The sequence below is a fragment of the Thalassotalea litorea genome, from assembly GCF_043642205.1.
GTDB lineage: Bacteria > Pseudomonadota > Gammaproteobacteria > Enterobacterales > Alteromonadaceae > Thalassotalea_A > Thalassotalea_A litorea.
Genome location: NZ_JBHZSG010000010.1, coordinates 66,678 through 88,427, shown reverse-complemented (window position 1 = coordinate 88,427; position 21,750 = coordinate 66,678). Strand labels below are relative to the sequence as shown.

Below are 21,750 nucleotides of genomic sequence, written 5' to 3'. Positions count from 1 at the left end.
AGAGATTCACTTTTTAATCCTAAACTAACCTTCGGATAGACCGAATTAGGGACAACTAAATTACTGGCTACGTGTAAAAATTACAAGCCTTTTGATTTAGCGTCCTTAATAAGGTTCTTTTTCAAGCATAGCGTTTTCTTTGACGGTCTACAGAAAACATAGCATGACAGCGATGTTCTTGTTAAAATCGCCGCAAATTTTTTCCCATACAGTCTTTGACCATGAAAATAGGCTTATTTTACGGTTCGACAACCTGCTATACCGAAATGGCTGCTGAGAAAATTCAAGCGACCATCGGCGAAGATTTGGTTGAGATCTTTAATATCAAAGACGTACCTCTTAACCAGTGTGAAGATTTCGATATTATTATTTTCGGGATATCCACCTGGGATTTTGGTGAACTGCAGGAAGACTGGGAATCGAGCTGGGACGATATTGCGACATTAAATTTGAGCAACAAGATTGTTGCCCTTTTTGGCTTAGGTGACCAACAGGGATATGGCGAATGGTTTCAGGACGCTTTGGGGATGTTACATGATCAGGTCATTATCACGAACCCAAGTATCATAGGCTACTGGCCAAATGAGGGATATGAATTTAGTGCATCAAAAGCGTTGAGTGAAGATCAACAGTTTTTTGTCGGTCTGGCATTAGATGATGAATGCCAATACGATTTGACCGACCAGAGAATTGAGCAATGGTGTCAACAAATCCTGCAGGAAACAGTTGATCTGCAAGCATAATCATTATCTATAAGGGTCGAATCAGACCTCTGATTTTTGGATTAACATAACTTAACCACCTATACTGAGTCCTCGCCAGGGCTTTAATAACAAAGCAATTTCTAAGGTACATGCTTACCATGTTTGAACAGTTTGATCTTGACGATAAACTCGTTGCTGCTACCACGTCAGCCGGGTACAAAAAACCGACCTCAATTCAGGAATTGGTGTTACCCGAGGCGATGGCCGGTAAGGATGTTCTCGCCAGTGCGCCAACGGGTACAGGAAAAACCGCTGCATTTCTCTTACCTAGCTTGCAGCACCTGTTGGATTACCCGCGCACTAAACCTGGATTTCCCCGGGTGTTAATTCTCGCACCTACCCGAGAATTGGCGACGCAAATATTCGAGCAAGCAGAGCAACTCAGTGAGCATACCCATATCAAAAGTGGCCTGATTACCGGCGGCGTCAACTATGGCTCTCACAAAGAGATCCTGACCAGTACCACCGATGTATTGATCGCAACTCCGGGACGATTATTAGAATATATTGAAACCGAGCAATTTGACGCCCGTGATATTGAAATTCTGGTGCTTGATGAAGCCGATCGAATGCTGGACATGGGCTTTTCTGAAAACATTAATCGCATTGCCGGGGAAGCCCGGTGGCGTAAACAGACAATGTTATTTAGCGCCACATTAGCTGGTGCCGGGATCATTCGTTTCTCCAAAGACATTTTAAATGAGCCGGTTTTCCTGGAATCGCATCCGTCACGTAAGGAAAAAGCGAAAACCCACCAATGGATTCATCTGGCGGACAACAAAGAACACAAAATCGAATTACTTTTGCATATCCTGCAGCAAGAGGATGTCAAACGGGCGGTAGTGTTTGCCAATAAACGGGAAACGGTACAGTTTCTCGCTGGAAAATTGCAAAGTGCCAACCTGGCAAATGTCTGGTTAGAGGGGGAAATGCCTCAGGACAAACGCAACAATGCCGTGGCTCGGGTTAAAAACAATCGAGTCAATATTTTGGTAGCTACGGATGTCGCCGCCCGCGGTCTGGATATCGATGAAATCACCCATGTGATCAATTTTGATATGCCACGTAAAGCCGATATTTATGTTCATCGCATTGGTCGCACTGGCAGGGCTGGTAAAAAAGGCACCGCCATATCCCTGGTTGAAGCCCATGACATGTTATCTTTGGGTAAAATCGAACGTTACATGGATGAACGTCTGCGTCGTCGTGTTATCGATGAATTACGACCGAAACATAAAGAAGCCAGAATACCGACCAAAAAGCCAAAGGCAAACGTCAAAAAGAACGCCGGATTAAGCCGTAAACAAAAAGTGGCGAAAAAAGCGAAGAAGGCGAAAAAAGCCAAAAAGGCTGCGAATAAATAACAACGGGAATTGAAATTCCCTCAAGGTGGAGAAAGAAACAAGTTTCTTTGGGTGAAGATTACGATAAATCGTAATGGAGGGATAATGCGCAAAACGCATTGGGTGGATAACGTTTCATTTTATGAAACGTTGGTAAAAGCCAAAAAAAACTGCGTCATTCCCTGATGCTACAGGGAATCTTAGCTAGAGCTGAATGTCTCTGATGTACCAACAACGGGAATTGAAATTCCCTCAAGGTGGAGAAAGAAACAAGTTTCTTTGGGTGGAGATTACGATAAATCGTAATGGAGGGATAATGCGCAAAACGCATTGGGTGGATAACGTTTCATTTTATGAAACGTTGGTAAAAGCCACAAAAAACTTCGTCATGCCGTGACACTACACGGCATCTAAGGCTAGAGCCGAACGTCTCTGATGTGCTGTGAGTTCAACCGATGGACGCAACACACTCATTAAATCGTTCAGCAGGTGTTTCATATTCTAGCGTCTTTCTCGGTCTTTCATTAAGTTGTCTTGCAACCTGATTCAATCGTAACTGAGAATGCACGCTCAAGTCAGTACCTTTTGGGAAATATTGTCGCAGCAACCTGTTTGTGTTTTCATTTGAGCCACGCTGCCATGGGCACTTAGGATCACAGAAATAAACCTGTATGTCGGTCGCTAGCGTGAAGTCTTTATGATTTGATAGTTCAGCTCCTCTATCCCAAGTAAGTGATTTATATAGCTCTGTAGGCAGCTTTTTCGATTGTTTGATTAATGCCTTTATAACCGTCACCGTTTTGTTGTTTGGGACCTTGGCTAGCATGACATATCGTGAATGGCGCTCTACTAATGTGACGATATAGCTGTTGTTTGAGCCTTGTATTAAGTCACCCTCCCAATGCCCAGGAACGGCTCTGTCTTCTACTGAAGCAGGCCTTTCACTGATTGGTACTGCGTCAGAAATGCCTCCTATACCTTTGCCTTTTAGCGTGGTTTTTCTCGACTTACGAACAGGCCTGTGCGTCCTCAAATGTTTTTGTAACTCTTTCTTTAATGCTCCACGAGCCTGGATATAAAGGGTTTTGTAAATGGTCTCATGCGACACATGGAGCTCCTCTTTATCGGGATACTTCCGTTTCAGCCACCCGGATATTTGTTGTGGAGACCATGCGGTTGCCATTTTCCGAGCAATTATTAAGCATAATGCTTTGTTCCCCAGTAGCTTACAAGTTTTAGGCCTTTTCGTGTTTTCCCATGCAACTTTATCGGCTTTATTTGCTCGATAGCACTTTGAACCGCCATGTCGTTTAACTTCCCGACAGACAGTTGAGGGTGACCTTCCGAGCTTCCTGGCGATTTCACGGAGAGACTTTTTGGAAGCTAAACCTCTAGAGATTTCTTCTCTTTCAGTAAGGGTTAGTGAGCTAGGGTGGCGCTTTCTTTCTGGAGGACGAATTCCTCCGGCGTTGTAGATAGTAGGTAGAATTGAAGTATGGCCGCGATTAAACATCCTTGCGATTTCATGCAAAGTATCGCCTTGCTTATATCTATCCCAGATAATTGTTTTTTGCGCGGCGGTAAAGTATTCACGCTTTTTCTGTTTCATGCAGTCGCTCCTCAAGTTAGTATAAGGATAGCGTTGCACTCACCGCTTGAACTCACAGCCAGAAACAGCCGTTCAAGAAGTATGGTTGTTGCAATTGTTTTCCCATGATTCAAACAGCGAAAATAATGCACTTTCAACTTCATCTCTAACTTCTAAATCGTTAAGCTGAAGATGATACTGATACCATATGTCTTTATAAGTTATTGACTGAAAACAAGAGTCCGTTGTATTCCCACAGTAACCTATATACCAATCATCAGGAAAATTTTCTGTAGGAACTTCAGGCGGCGGTGACTTTACTAAATCCCAAGAAAAGGATTCATAGCCCCAAGGATAAATTCTATAGTGACCAGACTCTTCCATTACAACCAGTGGATTTTCGTTTTTTTCATAAACCTGCCAAGCGGTATGAGCCATACCATCTGGAGAGCCAATACTTGAGGTTTTATAAGCAATACCACTTATTTCGTGCCGTAAATCAACGCCGTGCTTATTGATGTGGCTGATCGTGTAGTCTGGGACATAACTCTTGATTACCTCTGGAGGTATTCTAATTATTTCACTGCCGTCGCTTGAGTCTAATCCATCAACGTTATCTTCTATCCATTGGCCAAATGGTGAGAGGCCAGGCACGTACTCCGATGGAACACAAATTTTTGTGTCATTAAATAAAAGATAAGCGTAATCATTTTTACCACATGACATCAATGAGCATAAAAATATGAGTATTAAACCGCGTTTCACTTGATACCACTTCCTTATATAATTTCCGCTTATCGCTCTTTAAAGACATTAACCTTTTCAGCAAGTTAACGTCAAACTAATATCCTTTTACCATGAAAGGTGACCAAGCGCTTCTTTGTATGATGCGAAAGATGTGTATAAAGCATATTTTAATGAAAGCTTTTTGATTAAAACTTGGTATAGAAATACTGGCAGTAACCAGATTAGAAATAGGAATACTTGAAGAAACACGGCCATGAAAACGAACATGTTATTCATGCCATCAATCACAAGCACAACTAACACCAAGATATTGATAGTCGCAAACGCCCACATTGCCCAGCGTGCATCTTTAATCAACTGCCGTAATTCAGATGTGTGATTTTTAGGCCCCATACTTTCCCATAACTTCTTAATATGCATTACCCGCTAATTATTAAACCTTGAACGGCTGCTTATCGCTCATTGCAGACCTAATCGTTAAAGTTCAAACGGTCCAAAATACTTAACAGAGCCGTTTAATCCGTTGTATACGCTTATGTAAAATTGAGAGTCTACACCTTCTTTATACACGGTAAAAGCTAGTCCATCGCTCATCAAATCATTTTTAATTTCGCAGACGGGGCTTGGATTAGGAATGGTTTTGCTAAACTCTTCCTGGGTCAGCCCATTGTCTGTAAACTTATTGTCATTCAGCTTAGTCATCACAAAATCAAAGTTTGATTCTGAACAGGCACCATCACTATTAGCCATAGCGTTAAAGGGTGACAAAACTAGCGCTACAACAGTTGAAACCTTGAATACTTTTAAAGCCATATTGCAATTCCTTGAATGACTCTTGATCGCTCTTCTGAGACATTAACCTTTCCACAGAATTGACGTCAAGTTTGAGTTCTTTGAGCTCCAGCCTACAGTTAAACATTGAGTTTCACCTTTATCAGGTGCTTCGACCTGCTAATTGGTCTGTACTATGGGCTTTTAATCGTATGAAGTTTTCCTCTTTAAGAGGTATATGAATAGCCCGATCTGTATCAAACGATATTTCATACACACTTTCAATTATCGCCATAGTTTCGCTAGTTGTATTTATATGTTTTATGTTTCCCCAAGGAATAACATATACGGAGGAATAAGGAATCTCGCAGCAATGAAGAAGAACCCCTTGTTTAGAAAGTTTCGTTTGGTAATTTCCGGTAAGCTCCATAATCATCCCTCGCCCAGAAAACCATTTTTGAGAATCTTCTTCAAAAAATTCCATCTCAGGGGAGTATGGTGTTATGCCCGTATCTATCAACTCAGTATCACTTTCCAACAAGGCTAAATTCCGTCTCATCGCTAAATGTCTTGGTCCAACTGCCAAACAATACAGGCAGAAGAAATAAACCAAACAGATGCCCAACGATATGATAGAGCTGTTGAAGAAATATTTAGAAGCTAAGAACACACCAATAGTTGTGGCTAGCAATAAATATTTTTCACTGATTGTTGCAAAGACGATTTTTAATCCGGTCAAACTTTATCCATTGTTCTTGTAATTTATGTCGTTGAGTGATTTACCATGTGACCAGTAAAAAAGCATAAATCTAAATCTCTTGAACGGCCGTTGCTCGCTCTTCAGAGACATAACTATTGAACATCATCTAAGCGACAAGCGGTACTCTCGAACTTTTTTGCCAATCTTTTCGATATAGTAAGCTCCAAAGCCGAAAACTACCACCAATGAAATCAAAGCCGACTCAGTAGGTGCAAATTCTAAAGTTACGGGAAGTCGAGCTACTGTCGCGGCGAGAACACCAAGATAGGCATATGAAATGTAGTAATAGTGATTCACTAGCCAATTATTGTTCGGTTTTTTATAAGCATAATAATAACCAAGCAACACCCAGATCAAATTCCACAATGCCAGCACCTGAAAGAAAGTGAAACCATATTTCGGCCAAAACGAAAAAGCCGATAGGTTAACTAGAATCATGCTAATAACGAAAATTTTTCCCAGTGTTGTATGTGAAATATCGCCTTTCCTGCGAGCTAATACAAATGCTCCGGTGATTGTAGCAAGAATTGCTAATGCAGCATGAGTCATTGTAATAAATAGCATTTTCCTTCCTTTGATTTGCTAGTCACTTTTTATGTGAACGATTAAATTTGTATTTAGTTACTTTCCATGTACGTGGCCGTTGTTCGCTGACTAAAGACATTAACCTTTTCAGTTAATTAACGTCAAACTTGGAATCAAACGATACAACATTAAATGCTCGCAGCGCTCACAGTATCGTCCAGCTTTTTAAGGTTTTCTATATCTATGCTCTTAATACACAAAGGGCTTCCCGTGTATACAACAACGTCATATGCACCAGCTCCCAATGCTAATTCTCGAAACGCCCTGTCTTCAATCTGACTCAGTCCACCCTCAATTTTTTCCATTGGGTGGATTACAATCGTGGGTGCTGGTCTAAGAGAAAACTTCCCGATTAATGTATATATGGCATGCTGCAAAATTTTCTCAGCGACGAAAAAATTATTGAGTAAAAAACGAGGGTGAGAAAATGGGTTTATCGATTCTTCATTGGAGGATATTGCATGCTCAGCATTATTACCAATTGCCGCTATAACCTTAACCCCTTTGCTGTTTTCCCTGGTCAATAGATAGGGTTTTTCATCAAATTCTTTACCTGTTTTCGTATCCACGACTCTGATGCGGTTTTCCCATATTTGGACATAAATAATCGGGCTAAACTTATTTAAGATTTTTCTAAGCATGTAATACTTCATCCATCATCATGCTGCTATGGTGAACGGCGGTTAATCACTGTAAATTAACCCGGTAACCGACCACACAGCGCAACGCCGTTTGCGTTCTTAGCCTACTTGCTTACGGGTAAACACCGGCACCGCATCTGTCGATAACGCTTCATTGTAGCCATAACCATCAAGATCAAAACCTTTTAACTGTTCTACGTCAGTCAATTGATTTTGGATAATATAGCGCGCCATCAGGCCCCGGGCTTTTTTGGCGAAAAAGCTGATCATTTTGTATTCACCATTTTTCCAGTCTTTAAACGCTGGAGTGATAATCTCTGCATTCAGCTTTTTCTTTTTCACCACTTTGAAATACTCGTTAGAAGCCAGGTTTATCAGAACTGGATCTGATTCATCAACCAGGGTTTTATTAAGCTTTTCGGTGACGATGTCACCCCAGAACTGATACAAGTTACTGCCGCGATTATTATCAAGCTTAGTGCCCATTTCTAAACGATAGGCCTGCATTAAATCCAATGGCCGTAAGACGCCATAAAGGCCAGAAAGGATTCGCAGGTTTTGCTGAGCAAAACCGAAATCGTCATCGTTGAATGATTTCGCATCAAGGCCAGTATATACATCACCATTGAACGCTAATACTGCAGGTCTGGCATTGTCCTGATTAAACGGCATGCTCCATTCTCCAAATCTTGCGGCATTCAGGCCAGCTAGCTTATCGCTGATTGACATCAATGATGATAATTCTGCGGGCGTTAACTGACGACAACGCTCAATAAGCTCCTGGCTGTCATCTAATAATTCTGGTTGGCTGAACACTTGGGTAGTGAGTGGCGATTCATAATCAAGATTTTTTGCGGGTGATACAACAATAAGCATTAGCTAAGTTCCATTAAATCAACGAAATTAATTTGTGTCAGACTATATCACGATCCTTTTAAAAAGGGATCGTCCAAGGGGAGCCAGGTTAGCGTCACGAATAAGGCTTGGCTGTAAATACTAAACAAACGCAACTTTTGATCAGTCACATTTGGTAATTATCATAATATATTCGATTATTTACTCTATTAGCGCTTGTAAAGGCATACGTTTTTCGTTTCAATGGCTGCAGCTACATTTTTAAAGGACAAGACAATGACTGATCAGTTATCTCAATTAAAGGCTATGACCACAGTGGTTGCCGATACTGGCGACGTAGATGCGATCGCCCGCTTTCAACCACAAGATGCCACGACCAATCCATCACTATTGCTTAAAGCATCTGAATTAGCTGGCTATCAGCCACTATTGCAACAGGCTATCGACTACGGAAAACAACAGACAAAAGATGCGCAGGCACAGATTGTAGAAGCTGCAGATATGTTTTCGGTTTTGACTGGAGTCGAGATTTTAAAAATTGTCCCTGGCCGTATCTCCACGGAAGTGGATTCGCGCTTGTCATTTGATACCCAAGCAACGGTAGAAAAAGCGAAAAAACTTATCGGTTTGTATGAGCAACATGGGATTGGTAAAGATAAAATACTGATCAAAATCGCTTCAACCTGGGAAGGGATTCGTGCCGCCGAACAGCTTGAACAACAAGGCATTAACTGTAACCTGACACTGTTATTTAGCTTTGCTCAGGCACGAGCCTGTGCCGAAGCCGGCGTTTTTCTGATTTCCCCGTTTGTTGGTCGAATTCTTGACTGGTACAAAAAATCCACCGGTAAAGAAGGCTACCCTGCGGCTGAAGATCCAGGTGTTATCTCAGTAACACAGATCTATAACTACTATAAACAACATGGTTACAACACCATCGTGATGGGTGCCAGTTTCCGCAATAAAGATGAAATTCTCGAACTTGCTGGTTGTGATCGGTTAACCATCAGTCCGGCATTATTGGCAGAGCTGTCGGAATCTTCTCAACCGGTCGAGCAAAAGCTGCAAGACAATAACGAAACGTCAGCGCCGGATGCGTCCCTTACAGAAAGTCAGTTTCGCTGGTTGATGAATGAAGATGCCATGGCAACAGAAAAACTTGCGGAAGGGATCCGAGGGTTTACGGTAGATCAAATTAAACTTGAAGAAAAATTGCGCAACTTATTGTAATCCATACGGTTTGCGCAATAAATAATCAAAAAAAGCGGTTTTAAACCGCTTTTTTTGTCTGTTTTTTTTACAAATAGGTGTTTTCTTCAATTTTTTTTTGTGGTATTAAAAAAGTGTCTTTGAAATCAATTGTAATCGGCAGGAGCTAATATTATGGATCCAATTGAGAGCTTAATGGAAATTTTCGAAGAGAAAACTAAAACTAAAACAAGCAAAAAACGTAAATGGCGCGAAATAGAACAATTTAAGGAAAAACTGGCTCTAGAAAAAGAACTTCTCAGTTATGACAACTCGTTAGAGCATCTGCTAGAAGAAGTTTAACCCAGCCGCACAACCGTGTGAGCGAATTAAAGGGTATCCGGGAGCGGATTTACATGGCGCTTCCGGTGGCCCTACTATCCTTAATCACCGACCATTCACGTAAACTTCATTTGAAATCACCTGCACTTCAGCGCATAATTTATCCTGTTTCCAGCAATTCTCAGGCGCATTCATGTCCGGTCAAATTATTCCGCAAAATATTCAACAGAACCTGCGTCAAGGGTATTCCTTTGTCGAAGAACTCTTAAACTCCATTACTCATGGTGTTGGTGCGATGTTAAGTGTCGCAGCCTTGACCTTAATGATCATGGTAGCATCCGATGCGGCGCAAATGACCAGTGCTATTATCTATGGCACATCGATGATAGTGCTGTTTTTAGCATCCACCTTATACCACAGCATTACTCATCAGTCGGTAAAGTCAGTATTGAAGCTTGTCGACCATTGTGCGATTTATTTACTGATAGCCGGCACCTATACCCCGTTTATGCTGATATCGCTTGAAAATGCCTGGGGTTACGCCATTCTATCCATTGTCTGGACATTGGCCATTGCCGGGATCTTATTTAAGCTAGTATTTCGCCAGCGCTTTCCGAAGGTTTCATTAGCAACATACCTTGCCATGGGTTGGCTGGTGGTAATCGCCCTACCCGAGATGATTAGCAATGTTGCAACCGGTGCTTTGATTCTATTGGCCAGCGGTGGCGCGGCATATACCCTGGGCGCGGTATTTTATGCCGTTAAGAAAATCCCCTTTAATCACGCTATCTGGCATATGTTTGTGCTGGCTGGCAGTGTCTGTCATTTTCTGGCGGTATACATTTATCTGATGGGTTAAGAAGCAAACGGTGTTTACTTCTGTTTTCGGTGACAGACTGACGTCGAGAAAGACAATCTGATCTACTCAGATTTTCGGCCGACAGCTAACGCGCTGACACCTTGATACCTGCTTCAAACCCCCTATCCAGAATTAACCACCCTCTTCTTTCTTCACTAATTCCTTTAACTTGTCGACATTTGTCATTAAACTATCGAGTTATTCGTAGTTTTGTTTACCTGATGTCTGGACTCAGGTACTTTCCAGGATGTTGTTATGCAATATGCAGAAATCACAGGTTGGGGTAAATATACGCCACCTGCCACGCTAACCAATGACGATTTAGCCACCTTTATCGAAACCTCTGATGAATGGATCAGTAGCCGCACCGGAATAAAAGAGCGTCGAATTTCCCATATCAATACCGCAGAAATGTCCACGCTGGCGGCAAAACACGCGTTAGCAAGCGCTGGCATTGAAGCAGATGAGATTGATTTGATCATTGTCGCGACCTCCTGCCCAGATACTCTGGTACCTAATACCGCGTCCCGAGTGCAACAACTTCTCGGTTCGAATAATGCAGCGTGTTTTGATTTAAGCTCAGCCTGTACCGGATTTTTATACGCCCTGCAGAATGCAACGGCACAAATTCGATTCGGAGCTGCCAAAAAAGCTCTGGTTATCGGTGCTGAACGTATGAGCTGGTTTATTAACTGGGCCAAGCGCGATACCGCCGTGTTATTTGGTGATGGCGCAGGCGCTGTTATTCTGGAAGCCACGGACCAACCTTGCGGCTTACTGAATGCAAAACTTGGCTGCGATTCCAATGCCCGGGATATTTTATCCATTAATAATTTCGGCACGGATATGAACCGATATGTGGATCCGCCGTCAGCACTCGATATTTCATTCCAGGGTCAGGATATATTTAAACGTGCTGTACGCGGTATGGGTCAGGCAACGGAAACCGTAATGCAGGAAACCGGACTGAGCGTTGACGATATCGACTTGTTGGTTCCGCATCAGGCAAACATTCGTATTATCGAAACCTTACAAAGCAAGCTGAAATTGCGCGACGATCAAGTCATGGTCAATATTCAAAAGTATGGAAACACGTCGGCGGCAACCGTACCGATTGCCTTATGTGAAGCCTTAGAGCAAGGTAAAGTAAAAGCCGGTGATAACATCATGAGCGCGGCATTTGGCGCCGGTTTAACCTGGGGAGCGGCTTACATCAAATGGGGAAGCAAAGTCACCCCTAGTCGTGAATATGTGCAACAGGAGCAGGATGCCCACAATGCCAAAGCACTGTTAAGCGTTTCGATTGAGCACTGTCTGAGTAAGGCTGAATAGTCTTTTTGCAGAATTAGGGGTGGTGATACTAACGATCACCATCCCAGCTAAACAAGTACGCGCTTAAGAGTAAAAACACCACCGTCATCCCCATCATGGTCCAAATTTCCATTTGAATATCCATTAATGTCGCCCCTTCGGTAATGATTTTTCGTCCTGCAGAAACCAAATGAGTCAACGGAAATACTGCAGCAATAGTCTTTACAATCTGAGGCGCGCCTTCTAACGAAAACCACACACCAGATAACAGCATCATTGGCCAGGTTGCCATATTTAATAACCCGCCCACCAACTCTTCACTTTTGCTTCGCGTTGATATCACCAACCCCAGAGAAATCAGACTCATCGCCCCTAATACAGCGATGAGAAACAAATCGACATAGCTACCAAGCATGTAAAAATCAAAAACCAGATCGCATCCAACATAAACGATGGTCGCCATAGACAAGACAATAAACAGTCTTGAGGTTAACTGCGCGGCTACAAATTCCAGAGCCGATAACGGCGTTGCCTTTAAGCGTTTGAGAACCGAGTTTTTACGATATCTGACAATGACATAGCCCACCCCAAACAAACATGAAAACATGATATTCATGCCAAGAATACCGGGTAACACCCAGTCGATATAACGAATGGCCCTGCCCTGTATCATTTGTCGCTGAAATTGCTGCGCCTCGCTGAGAAACATTTTCTCAACCAGATAGCCTTTGGGAGATTCTTCATTAACCCAATACTCAGCGTTGCTCTGATCGATGATTAAATCGATTTCATGTTGTTGCAACTTAATTTTCGCTTTGTTCAGGTTTTGATAGTCAATAAAGTCAATATAGCGAGTATGCAAGAATGACATTGTCTTAGGGTTTTTATCTAACACCCCAACTTTGTAAACGGCGCGGCCATCGCCGGAGAAGACCATCGCAAAGATCACCAGTAACAACACCGGAAACAGCAGATTCCAGCCTAGCGAAGATTTATCGCGAAAAAACTCCAGGTTTCTCGCTTTAACCACAGCCCAAAATCGTTGCATATTGAACATACGTTATCCCCGCAGGCTGTGGCCGGTAAGTTTTAAAAATAAATCATCCAGATTAGCAGATTTAATGTGCAATCCGGTTAATGGCACATGTGCTGCGATTAATTGTTTTACTGTATTTTCAACATGAGATGTGGCGATTTCAATCCGCTCTGATACTTGTTGGCATTGCGCGCCGTCAAATAATTGAGCTACTGCTTCAGGTTTGACATTATCTGCTGGCAGGGTCAAAAACACCTGTTTAAAATGCTTATCCAATAGCTCTTTTGGAGAGCCCTGCTCAATGATTTTACCGTGATCCATGATCACAATTTGATCACACAGTTGTTGGGCTTCATCCATATAGTGGGTGGTAAGAATAACGGTTTTTCCTTGTACCTTGATATTATCGATGAGCTGCCAAAAATGCCGTCTCGATTGCGGATCCAAACCTGTGGTTGGCTCATCAAGAAATACAATCTGCGGATCGTTTATCAATGCCAGAGCCAACAGTAAACGCTGCCTTTGGCCACCCGACAACAAACGGTTGTCGCGGTCAATAATCTCTTCTAAATCGCACCATTGCACCAGCGTTTCAATATCAACGCCACGCTGGTAAAAAGCTTTAAACAGGGTCAGAGTTTCTTTTACTGTCAAATAATCCTGTAACGCAGTATGTTGAAACTGAATACCAATGTGCTGAGAAACATCCTGAGGCGCAACATCGAGAAAATCCACGGAGCCTGATGTGGGTTTCAAGATCCCTTCCATGATTTCAATGGTGGTGGTTTTTCCAGCCCCATTTGGCCCCAGCAAACCGAAACAGTGGCCTTGTTGGACTGTAAAACTGACGTCGTCTACGGCTTTGACATCTTGGTAATGTTTCGATAATTGCCTGACTTCGATCACTGATATCCCGTTTAACCCCTTGGCGTTGTTGGTATGATGGCTACGCTTAGTCTGATAGGCGCATTTTTTCGACTTTAGCTCTTAAGATAAACAGATGACAACGAAACCAACTATCGCCTATTCAGCCAAGGTTGTTGCGATTCCTAGCTTGCAAACTCCTAGCCTGTAAAAGTGCCTTGCACGCCGTTTTTAATTGTGTAACTACGGCTTTTTGACCACTTAAGCCACTACGTTTTGCTAATTGCAAGAAGCTCTGTTTTTGTAATACCTTACCCACTAATAACGCCAGAGGGGAGCCGTCGTAGCAAGCGTCTAACTCAACACGTTTTACATAACTATAGTCAGCTTTTGCCAGGCTCATTAATAATCGCTGCAGCGCCGGCATACAACTGCTAAGTTGCCGTGTCCCCTGAATGAAATGCTCGATCACAACAATATCCTGCGCCCCGAGCGACGTTAATTGTTCGGTAGCAACGCGTTGCGTGTCGACAGTGGTCGCCGATAACAACAACGCCACCAACGATGAAGACAACTCTCGATGTTCATCTGGCAAAAAAATCGCCCATTCACTGCGCCATTGCGCCTCAAGGGCAATGACCTTGTCGGCAACATTATCATGCAACGGCTTTAGCATCAGGATTGAAAACTCGCCACTTGCCTTATCACGAGTAAAGCCCAGGCGCGCAACCTTAAAGTTAGCCTGATGCCAAAAGTGAAACAAGGATTGGTTGACGCCAAAACTTGTGGACAAACAATCGAGCTGTTTGTCAGTTGCAAAGCTTTCACAGGCACGAATTAACTGATTGCCCAGGCCATGACCTTGCAAATCAGGATGAACGGCAATGCGCACAACGCGGGCATAACGAAAATCAAATGCCCAATCAACGTTTGCCTGAGTCATTAATGACTGCGGCGTAAATTGCCCGGGGATCCGCCGCTGTCCCAGGTTAACCTTGTCAATCAGCTCTGTAGACAAGTCACCTTCAATCATTATCAACGCAACCCCGGACAATAGCGTCTCACCCTGACGCGCACCCGATTCACTCGTCACATCCATAAACTGCAACCCCAAAAATACAGACTCTTCATCTAGCAGCAGCTTAAGGTCGGAAGGTTTGGTCTGATAATGAGCTGCAACTAACATCGCGAACGCCTGGGCAAATATCTCCTCACGTTCTAACAATTCCTTACCCTGTAACCATTGATAACGTATCGTGCCAGTCACCGTGGACGGTGTCATCAGGTCACCTGCTTCAAAGGTAAATTTTGAACCGTCCGGGCTTGATGAAATGTTTAAGGATTCGTGTTCCCTATATTGTGCCGGCAATATGGGTAGGCCTGCATTTAAGAAAAAGCGTTCAAACAATAATGGTTCTACTTCATCTTGTTGCGACCAACGCACCGGTGAATTCAGGTGCAATTGACGGCTGTTGGTATAGGTTTGATGCAGATAGGTCAGAAACTTATGGGTAAAACCTCTGCCAGCCCCTTCATAGCCATGCACCGTGGAAGAGAATACCAGACGATGATAACACTCGCTCAGGCGCTGTAATTGCGCGATTGGAATACCAGCCGCTTCATCAATCAAAAGCAGCTGGCATTGCCTCGGATTTTCTATAAGCTCATCGACTGGCACAAAACAGATCTTATGTTGGCGATACTCCGCCACCAGAGCATGAATCGAGATCTCAAGCGGACATTGTTGTAAATGGCGAAAATAGGTTTTTACCGCTGCAGGTGTTGGCGCAGTAATAATTATCGTTATCGGTGATGGGCGTTGTTGCAATAACTGAATACTCGCTAATGCCAACGATGTGGTTTTGCCACGCCCGCGATCTGCAGTGATCACCAAAGGACGATCCCGACGTCCGGTTGCGACCTTAATGATATCTTCAATGGTCTGATGTTGTTCTGAGTTTACCGCGCCGTGCGGGTTGTGTATCTCGCTTTCTTTGTTTGGACTTATCGCATCAAAATTCGTCTTATCCCTTGCGGCATGCCCTTGTAAACCGACTGTATCATTCTGCCCAGTTGGTTCTTTGCGACTAAAGATGTTGGTAATTATTTGCTGCCAGTCTTGTTCTAACCCCTCGCGGCTGACATTGACATAATGGCAGCTGTTGTAACGCTTAAACCCCTGAATAAAGTGTCGCAGGACATTCGATGGCGTTTGCTGCTGGCTCACAAAGACAATCATCACCCCACCGCCGATCACTGTACCGGCCAGAGCGGCAATTACATCAGGATTAAAAGATTGACGCATATCCGCCAATACCAGACGATTTTCACCGCCTAATTGCGCCCGATACTGTTGCCCAAATGTGGCTGTCGTAGAAAAAAACGGCGGTGTATCGACGCTGTTTTGCTGCCCCATTCCGTCGTTGCCAGTGGCAATATTGCGAAAAAGTGACGCTATTGTGTCTTGTTTTTGACACCCTTCAATGCCTCGAACCGCAGATGAATTTGCAGCATGCTGATAGGTTACCGTATTTAGATTGGCAGGTTCGAGTTTAAACTGAGTTTGGTATGTCTGATTCTGGGCACGAAAATAATAACGAAGCTGGGCGTGCAATAACTCACTCAACAACACAGGAGTTCGCTCTGACACGTCAATGCAAAGCAAATGTCTTGCCTGTTGCCCAGACCAATTTAACCATTGAAAATCCTGCGCTGTCATTAACCCAATCGGTAACCTGTTAATTGTAAAGCTATAGTCTAACAGAATTGTTTATAGGAAATGCAATGGCTCTCGCGCTAGTTTGACGTCGAAAACTTCACGGATAATTTACCAGTACTGCCAATTTCCCGTTCCTCTGCTAACTTTAAGATAGGAAACCCCACATGTTTTGGGGTTTTACTGAATAAAAGCCTTAAACGCCTGAGTTTAAAACGCCTAACTAAAGTTGTGAGCAATTTTATGTCAGATCCAAAAACCTTAGATCATGATGAAAATCCTGCATTGGATGCCCGAGAAGAAAAATCTCGGGAACGAAATACGTTTCTGTTCCTGACGATATTTCTTGCCCCCATATTGGCTGTGGTTATCGTTGGCAGTTATGGCTTTTTCATCTGGATGATGCAAATCATTTACGGTCCTCCAGGGGGACATTAGCGGTGACATTGCGTCAGGTAGATTTATCACGGCGGAGGTTTTTTCGAGCCCAAACCCGCAACGCTGTAACCCATTTTCGTTTACCCTTTATTATCGGTGAAAAGCACTTTGCCGCGCACTGCAGTCAGTGTCATGCTTGTGTGGATGTTTGTGAAACGCACATTATTGAACTCGATGCGGACGGCCTCCCTTATTTAAACTTTACAAAAGATGAATGCACATTTTGCGGTGTCTGCGTAGATACGTGCCCGGAGCCTTTATTTAGAGCGCGCGATGAAGCGCCATTCTCAGGGATGTTGAATATCAAACAAACCTGCCTGGCTAAACAGCAGATTTTTTGTCAAAGCTGTGCCGATAGTTGTGACCAACAAGCAATTTCATTCAAATATCTTACGTCGATTCCCACACCGGAAGTTGACCAACAAGCCTGCAATCAATGCGGTGCCTGTATCAGTGTTTGTCCCAATCAATCCACCGAACTTATCAATACTCAGGAGCAGGACTATGCCATCCGTTGATGAATACCACGTCGCCAGCTTCGTTGCCCAGGTCTTGCATCAAGAATTAGCCAATGTAAAACAGCATATAACCACCCTCCCAGGCGGCGAAGTTCATGCTCAATCGGAGACAGGAAAAATTGTATTTACATTAGAAGCAAGTACTCACAATCAAATTGCCAGAGATATGGATGTACTCAAAGACCTGCAAGGAGTGCTTTCCCTTGCACCTGTCTATCACCAATATACCAGCGAGTAGCGGAGAATAACCCTATGAAACTAGATCGCCGTGCGTTTATCAAAGCCAATGCCATTGCAGCTGCAGCAACCGCAGCTGGCTTAAGTATTCCAGCTAGCGCATCCAATTTAATCACCGCCAAAGACATCACTAAGCTTAAATGGGATAAAGCGCCCTGCCGCTTCTGCGGAACGGGTTGCAGTGTCAACGTCGCGACACTGGATGGTAAGGTAGTTGCTACCCATGGCGATATAAAATCGCCAGTTAATAAAGGCCTGAACTGCATTAAAGGCTATTTTTTATCAAAAATCATGTACGGCAAGGACAGGCTAACGAAACCCTTACTGCGCATGAGTAATGGCGAATACGACAAAAATGGCGAATTTGCCGAAATCAGCTGGGATCAGGCGTTCGACATCATGGCCGAGAAAGCCAAAAAAGCCCTTAACGAAAAAGGTCCGGAAGCGGTTGGTATGTTTGGCTCTGGACAATGGACCGTTCACGAAGGCTATGCGGCAGTGAAATTAATTAAAGCCGGATTCCGTAGTAACAACATCGACCCCAATGCCAGACACTGCATGGCATCTGCCGTGGTCGGCTTTATGCGTACCTTTGGTATTGATGAACCGATGGGATGTTATGATGATATAGAAGCCGCAGATGCATTCGTATTGTGGGGTTCCAATATGGCGGAAATGCACCCAATATTATGGACTCGGGTGACTGACAGACGTTTGAGCGCTCCCCACGTTAAGGTTGCGGTGCTTTCAACGTTTACCCACCGTAGCTTTGATTTGGCCGATAACGGCATGATTTTCACCCCGCAAACCGATTTGGCTATCCTAAATTACATTGCCAATTACATCATTGAAAACGATAAAGTTAATCACGATTTCGTCAATAAACATACCAATTTCAGACTCGGAACTACCGACATTGGCTATGGGCTGCGCCCGGAAAACTCATTAGAAAAAGCAGCCAAGCACAACGATGAAACCGCAGGGGATTCGGTTGAAATTGATTTCGAGCAGTATGCTAAATTCGTCAGTAAATATACTCTGGACTATGTATCTGAATTATCGGGAGTCGGTAAGAAGAAATTGATCGAACTGGCAAAAATGTATGCCGATCCGGATGTCAAAGTCACCTCGTTTTGGACCATGGGCTTTAACCAGCATACTCGCGGTGTGTGGGCTAACAATCTGGTTTATAACATTCATCTGTTAACCGGTAAAATTTCCACCCCGGGCAATAGCCCATTTTCCCTGACCGGCCAACCATCGGCCTGCGGAACGGCTCGCGAGGTTGGAACTTTTGCTCATCGTTTGCCCGCAGATATGGTTGTTAACAAACCAGAACATCGAGCCAAAGCTGAGAAAATATGGAAATTACCCAAAGATACCATCAACCCAGTCCCCGGTTATCACGCGGTATTGCAAAATCGCATGTTAAAAGACGGCAAACTGAATTTTTACTGGGTCCAATGTAACAACAACATGCAGGCGGCGGCCAATATCAATGAAGAAGGTTACCCGGGTTATCGCAATCCGGAAAACTTTATCGTGGTATCCGATGTCTATCCAACAGTGACAGCACAAGCAGCAGACCTCATTCTACCAACGGCCATGTGGGTAGAAAAAGAAGGCGTTTATGGGAATGCGGAACGTCGTACCCAGGCCTGGTATCAACAGGTACCACCGCCAGAAGGTTGTTACTCCGATCTATGGCAATTGGTTGAATTCAGTAAGCGTTTCAAGGTTGAAGAGGTCTGGCCTAAAGAGCTCATTGCCCAGGGGGATTACCAGGGTAAAACCTTATATGAGGTGTTATTTAAGAATGGTCAGGTGGATAAATATCCATTGTCGGAAGTGGCAGATGATCAGCTTAATGATGATGCCCGTCATTTTGGCTTTTATCTGCAAAAAGGTCTGTTCGAAGAGTATGCCGAGTTTGGTCGCGGTCACGCCCATGATCTGGCGCCTTACGATGTCTATCACCAGGAACGCGGTTTACGTTGGCCTGTCGTCGATGGTAAAGAAACCCTTCGCCGCTTTAAAGAAGGGTCTGATCCCTATGTCGAATCCGGGAAAGACTGGCAGTTTTATGGCCACCCTGATGACCGGGCAATCATCTTCGCCCTGCCTTATGAGCCAGCGGCGGAATCGCCCGATGATGAGTACGATTTGTGGCTATCCACTGGGCGCGTACTCGAACATTGGCACAGTGGTTCGATGACTCAACGGGTGCCTGAACTATATCGTGCGATCCCCGATGCCTTGCTATACATGCATCCGGATGATGCGAAAAAACGAAATATTCGTCGCGGTGAGCGGGTCAAGATCATATCAAGACGGGGAGAATTATTGACTCGTCTTGAAACCAGAGGCAGAAATAAACCCCCTAAAGGGTTGGTGTTTATGCCGTGGTTTGACGCCAGCCGGCTGATAAACAAGATCACTTTAGATGCCACGGATCCTCTTTCCAAGCAAACGGATTTTAAGAAGTGTGCCGTTAAAATTGTCAAAGCGTGAGGAGGTAGATGATGAACTATGCCAAAGTAATACTCGTTCCGGTTCTGGTTTTATGCTTCGCCGCGATGGCTGAGGAGATAGCAACACTGCGAAATAACACCGCTATCGATGCCGATGTGAACCCAGAATACATACCAAAGCCAACCAATGACGATATTAAACAAGCGCGCAACTATCCGATGCAACCGCCGATAATCCCACATACGGATCGGGATTATGAGGTTAATCTGAACGTCAATACGTGTATGTCATGCCATGCTCGAAATCGTACCAGCGAATCACAAGCGCCCATGGTCAGCGTGACCCATTATATGGACCGGGATGGTAATTTTCTCGCTGAAATTTCCGCCAGACGTTACTTCTGTAATCAGTGTCACGTTACCCAATTGTCAACAGAGCCGAAAGTAGAAAACGATTTTGTTGATATGCACACAATATTGGCGGAAAAAGCTGCTAAGCCACAGGGTCAATAACCAGGAGTCATTATGAAAGCGTTCTTTTTACGCGTATGGCACACAATCCGTCGCCCCAGTGTCCACTATTCATTAGGGTTTCTTACTCTTGGCGGTTTTATTGCCGGGATCATTTTCTGGGGCGGATTTAATACCGCGCTGGAACTGACCAATACGGAAGAGTTCTGTATTAGCTGTCATGAAATGAGCGACAACCCCTACGATGAACTAAAAACCACCATTCACTTTTCAAACCGTTCAGGCGTTAGAGCCACCTGCCCTGATTGTCATGTACCACACGAATGGACCGATAAAATTGCTCGGAAAATGCAAGCCTCGAAAGAGGTCTGGGGAAAAGTGTTTGGCACTATAAATACCCGCGAGAAATTTCTCGAAAAACGTCGTGAACTTGCAGAACATGAATGGGCAAGATTAAAAGCCAACGACTCGCTGGAATGTCGAAACTGTCATGATTTCAGCTATATGGATTTTACTTCACAAAGTGTTCGGGCGGCCAAACAACACAGTACATCATTAGCGTCTGGTGAAAAGACTTGCATTGATTGCCATAAAGGCATTGCTCACCACTTACCCGATATGGAAGGCGTGAGTGGTTGGTAGAAAAACTGGCCTTACGGCTAGTTTTTGTTGCGGATTCAATTGGTCAGTGCCACTTGGTTAAGGCTCATTGATTGCCTCAAGCTCCCACCGACGTCAGTCTGTCACCTGGACACCTTTCTAACAAAAAGGTGTTCTCGCCCGGCGAATGTCTGTCACCTTCTAACAAATAACGAGTTTGATAAAATTGCCGACTACTCATCATTGCTTCAAGTTCCCACCGACGTCAGTCTGTCACCCGCACACTTGTAATGCGTCGTAGAGGAATTCTTCGAAGAAGACGCTGTCGAATTATCCGATTATTGCTTCAAGTTCCCTCCGACGTCAGTCTGTCACCTGGACACCTTTCTAACAAAAAGGTGTTCTCGCCCGGCGAATGTCTGTCACCTTCTAACAAATAACGAGTTTGATAAAATTGCCGACTACTCATCATTGCTTCAAGTTCCCACCGACGCCAGTCTGTCACCCGCACACTTGTAATGCGTCGTAGAGGATTTCTTCGAAGAAGACGCTGTCGAATTATCCGATTATTGCTTCAAGTTCCCACCGACGCCAGTCTGTCACCCGCACACTTGTAATGCGTCGTAGAGGATTTCTTCGAAGAAG

General features: G+C 44.0%; 23 protein-coding genes. 12 read left to right on the top strand and 11 right to left on the bottom strand.

Annotated features, from left to right (window positions below; all coding sequences use genetic code 11):
* Positions 1-221 precede the first annotated feature (221 nt).
* Both fldB and srmB read left to right on the top strand, forming a co-directional pair.
* Positions 222-743: a flavodoxin FldB gene (gene fldB / locus ACHUFQ_RS07330; RefSeq protein ID WP_394174356.1), complete on the top strand. Its 522-nt coding sequence runs from the start codon at positions 222-224 to the stop codon at positions 741-743.
* Positions 744-862: 119 nt separating this feature from the next.
* Positions 863-2,128: an ATP-dependent RNA helicase SrmB gene (srmB, locus tag ACHUFQ_RS07325; protein WP_394174355.1), complete on the top strand. Its 1,266-nt coding sequence runs from the start codon at positions 863-865 to the stop codon at positions 2,126-2,128.
* A 427-nt stretch (positions 2,129-2,555) separates the two neighbouring features.
* Here srmB and ACHUFQ_RS07320 read toward each other — a convergent pair whose 3' ends face one another.
* From ACHUFQ_RS07320 to yaaA, 8 genes are all read right to left on the bottom strand, one after another.
* A complete protein-coding gene (locus tag ACHUFQ_RS07320; protein ID WP_394174353.1) occupies positions 2,556-3,716 on the bottom strand; it encodes an IS30 family transposase in 1,161 nt (386 codons plus the stop codon).
* 72 nt (positions 3,717-3,788) lie between these two features.
* Positions 3,789-4,460, bottom strand: coding sequence for a hypothetical protein (locus tag ACHUFQ_RS07315; protein ID WP_394174352.1), 672 nt, complete (start codon positions 4,458-4,460; stop codon positions 3,789-3,791).
* An 87-nt stretch (positions 4,461-4,547) separates the two neighbouring features.
* Entirely contained in the window at positions 4,548-4,862 is a 315-nt protein-coding gene (locus tag ACHUFQ_RS07310) for a hypothetical protein (RefSeq protein WP_394174350.1), read from the bottom strand.
* Positions 4,863-4,919: 57 nt separating this feature from the next.
* Positions 4,920-5,255, bottom strand: a complete 336-nt coding sequence (locus ACHUFQ_RS07305) for a hypothetical protein (protein WP_394174349.1) — start codon at positions 5,253-5,255, stop codon at positions 4,920-4,922.
* 121 nt (positions 5,256-5,376) lie between these two features.
* Complete coding sequence (locus tag ACHUFQ_RS07300; RefSeq protein WP_394174347.1) at positions 5,377-5,952, bottom strand: hypothetical protein; 576 nt, start codon at positions 5,950-5,952, stop codon at positions 5,377-5,379.
* A gap of 123 nt (positions 5,953-6,075) precedes the next feature.
* Positions 6,076-6,537, bottom strand: coding sequence for a DUF2306 domain-containing protein (locus ACHUFQ_RS07295; RefSeq protein ID WP_394174346.1), 462 nt, complete (start codon positions 6,535-6,537; stop codon positions 6,076-6,078).
* 149 nt (positions 6,538-6,686) lie between these two features.
* On the bottom strand, positions 6,687-7,199 hold the full coding sequence (locus tag ACHUFQ_RS07290) for a rod shape-determining protein MreB (protein WP_394174344.1): 513 nt from the start codon (positions 7,197-7,199) through the stop codon (positions 6,687-6,689).
* A 99-nt stretch (positions 7,200-7,298) separates the two neighbouring features.
* On the bottom strand, positions 7,299-8,075 hold the full coding sequence (yaaA, locus tag ACHUFQ_RS07285; RefSeq protein WP_394174342.1) for a peroxide stress protein YaaA: 777 nt from the start codon (positions 8,073-8,075) through the stop codon (positions 7,299-7,301).
* A gap of 255 nt (positions 8,076-8,330) precedes the next feature.
* Between yaaA and tal the strand changes: the two genes are divergently transcribed.
* The 4 genes from tal (at position 8,331) to ACHUFQ_RS07265 (ending at position 11,775) form a co-directional block, all read left to right on the top strand.
* The gene (tal, locus tag ACHUFQ_RS07280; RefSeq protein WP_394174340.1) at positions 8,331-9,284 is read left to right on the top strand and encodes a transaldolase; all 954 of its coding nucleotides are present in this window, start codon (positions 8,331-8,333) and stop codon (positions 9,282-9,284) included.
* 153 nt (positions 9,285-9,437) lie between these two features.
* Positions 9,438-9,605 (top strand): DUF3545 family protein, encoded by a 168-nt coding sequence (locus ACHUFQ_RS07275; protein WP_394174339.1) that lies wholly within the window; start codon positions 9,438-9,440, stop codon positions 9,603-9,605.
* 172 nt (positions 9,606-9,777) lie between these two features.
* Entirely contained in the window at positions 9,778-10,443 is a 666-nt protein-coding gene (gene trhA, locus ACHUFQ_RS07270) for a PAQR family membrane homeostasis protein TrhA (RefSeq protein ID WP_394174337.1), read from the top strand.
* A 255-nt stretch (positions 10,444-10,698) separates the two neighbouring features.
* A complete protein-coding gene (locus ACHUFQ_RS07265; RefSeq protein ID WP_394174335.1) occupies positions 10,699-11,775 on the top strand; it encodes a ketoacyl-ACP synthase III in 1,077 nt (358 codons plus the stop codon).
* A 28-nt stretch (positions 11,776-11,803) separates the two neighbouring features.
* Here ACHUFQ_RS07265 and ACHUFQ_RS07260 read toward each other — a convergent pair whose 3' ends face one another.
* The 3 genes from ACHUFQ_RS07260 to ACHUFQ_RS07250 form a co-directional block, all read right to left on the bottom strand.
* Positions 11,804-12,811 carry an ABC transporter permease gene (locus ACHUFQ_RS07260; RefSeq protein ID WP_394174333.1) on the bottom strand — a complete coding sequence of 336 codons (1,008 nt, stop codon included), beginning with the start codon at positions 12,809-12,811 and terminating at the stop codon, positions 11,804-11,806.
* A gap of 3 nt (positions 12,812-12,814) precedes the next feature.
* Positions 12,815-13,696, bottom strand: a complete 882-nt coding sequence (locus tag ACHUFQ_RS07255; protein ID WP_394174331.1) for an ABC transporter ATP-binding protein — start codon at positions 13,694-13,696, stop codon at positions 12,815-12,817.
* A 121-nt stretch (positions 13,697-13,817) separates the two neighbouring features.
* The gene (locus tag ACHUFQ_RS07250; RefSeq protein WP_394174330.1) at positions 13,818-16,373 is read right to left on the bottom strand and encodes a GNAT family N-acetyltransferase; all 2,556 of its coding nucleotides are present in this window, start codon (positions 16,371-16,373) and stop codon (positions 13,818-13,820) included.
* 240 nt (positions 16,374-16,613) lie between these two features.
* On the opposite strand from ACHUFQ_RS07250, the gene napE reads away from it, so the two are divergent.
* From napE to ACHUFQ_RS07220, 6 genes are read left to right on the top strand one after another with little or no spacing between them, the layout of a single operon-like run.
* Positions 16,614-16,808: a periplasmic nitrate reductase, NapE protein gene (napE, locus tag ACHUFQ_RS07245; RefSeq protein WP_394174328.1), complete on the top strand. Its 195-nt coding sequence runs from the start codon at positions 16,614-16,616 to the stop codon at positions 16,806-16,808.
* A 2-nt stretch (positions 16,809-16,810) separates the two neighbouring features.
* Positions 16,811-17,326, top strand: a complete 516-nt coding sequence (napF, locus tag ACHUFQ_RS07240) for a ferredoxin-type protein NapF (RefSeq protein ID WP_394174326.1) — start codon at positions 16,811-16,813, stop codon at positions 17,324-17,326.
* Positions 17,313-17,564 (top strand): chaperone NapD, encoded by a 252-nt coding sequence (locus tag ACHUFQ_RS07235; RefSeq protein WP_394174325.1) that lies wholly within the window; start codon positions 17,313-17,315, stop codon positions 17,562-17,564. Before napF ends, ACHUFQ_RS07235 begins: the two co-directional genes overlap by 14 nt.
* 14 nt (positions 17,565-17,578) lie before the next feature.
* Positions 17,579-20,074, top strand: coding sequence for a nitrate reductase catalytic subunit NapA (gene napA / locus ACHUFQ_RS07230; protein WP_394174323.1), 2,496 nt, complete (start codon positions 17,579-17,581; stop codon positions 20,072-20,074).
* An 11-nt stretch (positions 20,075-20,085) separates the two neighbouring features.
* Positions 20,086-20,547, top strand: coding sequence for a nitrate reductase cytochrome c-type subunit (locus ACHUFQ_RS07225; RefSeq protein ID WP_394174393.1), 462 nt, complete (start codon positions 20,086-20,088; stop codon positions 20,545-20,547).
* A gap of 12 nt (positions 20,548-20,559) precedes the next feature.
* Positions 20,560-21,147, top strand: coding sequence for a cytochrome c3 family protein (locus ACHUFQ_RS07220; RefSeq protein ID WP_394174322.1), 588 nt, complete (start codon positions 20,560-20,562; stop codon positions 21,145-21,147).
* The last annotated feature ends 603 nt before the right edge of the window (positions 21,148-21,750 follow it).

Coding starts and splice junctions, on each gene's coding strand:
- fldB (WP_394174356.1), top strand. CDS start 222: ATGAAAATAGGCTTATTTTACGGTTCGACAACCTGCTATACCGAAATG.
- srmB (WP_394174355.1), top strand. CDS start 863: ATGTTTGAACAGTTTGATCTTGACGATAAACTCGTTGCTGCTACCACG.
- ACHUFQ_RS07320 (WP_394174353.1), bottom strand. CDS start 3,716: ATGAAACAGAAAAAGCGTGAATACTTTACCGCCGCGCAAAAAACAATT.
- ACHUFQ_RS07310 (WP_394174350.1), bottom strand. CDS start 4,862: ATGCATATTAAGAAGTTATGGGAAAGTATGGGGCCTAAAAATCACACA.
- ACHUFQ_RS07305 (WP_394174349.1), bottom strand. CDS start 5,255: ATGGCTTTAAAAGTATTCAAGGTTTCAACTGTTGTAGCGCTAGTTTTG.
- ACHUFQ_RS07295 (WP_394174346.1), bottom strand. CDS start 6,537: ATGCTATTTATTACAATGACTCATGCTGCATTAGCAATTCTTGCTACA.
- ACHUFQ_RS07290 (WP_394174344.1), bottom strand. CDS start 7,199: ATGCTTAGAAAAATCTTAAATAAGTTTAGCCCGATTATTTATGTCCAA.
- yaaA (WP_394174342.1), bottom strand. CDS start 8,075: ATGCTTATTGTTGTATCACCCGCAAAAAATCTTGATTATGAATCGCCA.
- tal (WP_394174340.1), top strand. CDS start 8,331: ATGACTGATCAGTTATCTCAATTAAAGGCTATGACCACAGTGGTTGCC.
- ACHUFQ_RS07275 (WP_394174339.1), top strand. CDS start 9,438: ATGGATCCAATTGAGAGCTTAATGGAAATTTTCGAAGAGAAAACTAAA.
- trhA (WP_394174337.1), top strand. CDS start 9,778: ATGTCCGGTCAAATTATTCCGCAAAATATTCAACAGAACCTGCGTCAA.
- ACHUFQ_RS07265 (WP_394174335.1), top strand. CDS start 10,699: ATGCAATATGCAGAAATCACAGGTTGGGGTAAATATACGCCACCTGCC.
- ACHUFQ_RS07260 (WP_394174333.1), bottom strand. CDS start 12,811: ATGTTCAATATGCAACGATTTTGGGCTGTGGTTAAAGCGAGAAACCTG.
- ACHUFQ_RS07250 (WP_394174330.1), bottom strand. CDS start 16,373: ATGACAGCGCAGGATTTTCAATGGTTAAATTGGTCTGGGCAACAGGCA.
- napE (WP_394174328.1), top strand. CDS start 16,614: ATGTCAGATCCAAAAACCTTAGATCATGATGAAAATCCTGCATTGGAT.
- ACHUFQ_RS07235 (WP_394174325.1), top strand. CDS start 17,313: ATGCCATCCGTTGATGAATACCACGTCGCCAGCTTCGTTGCCCAGGTC.
- napA (WP_394174323.1), top strand. CDS start 17,579: ATGAAACTAGATCGCCGTGCGTTTATCAAAGCCAATGCCATTGCAGCT.
- ACHUFQ_RS07225 (WP_394174393.1), top strand. CDS start 20,086: ATGAACTATGCCAAAGTAATACTCGTTCCGGTTCTGGTTTTATGCTTC.
- ACHUFQ_RS07220 (WP_394174322.1), top strand. CDS start 20,560: ATGAAAGCGTTCTTTTTACGCGTATGGCACACAATCCGTCGCCCCAGT.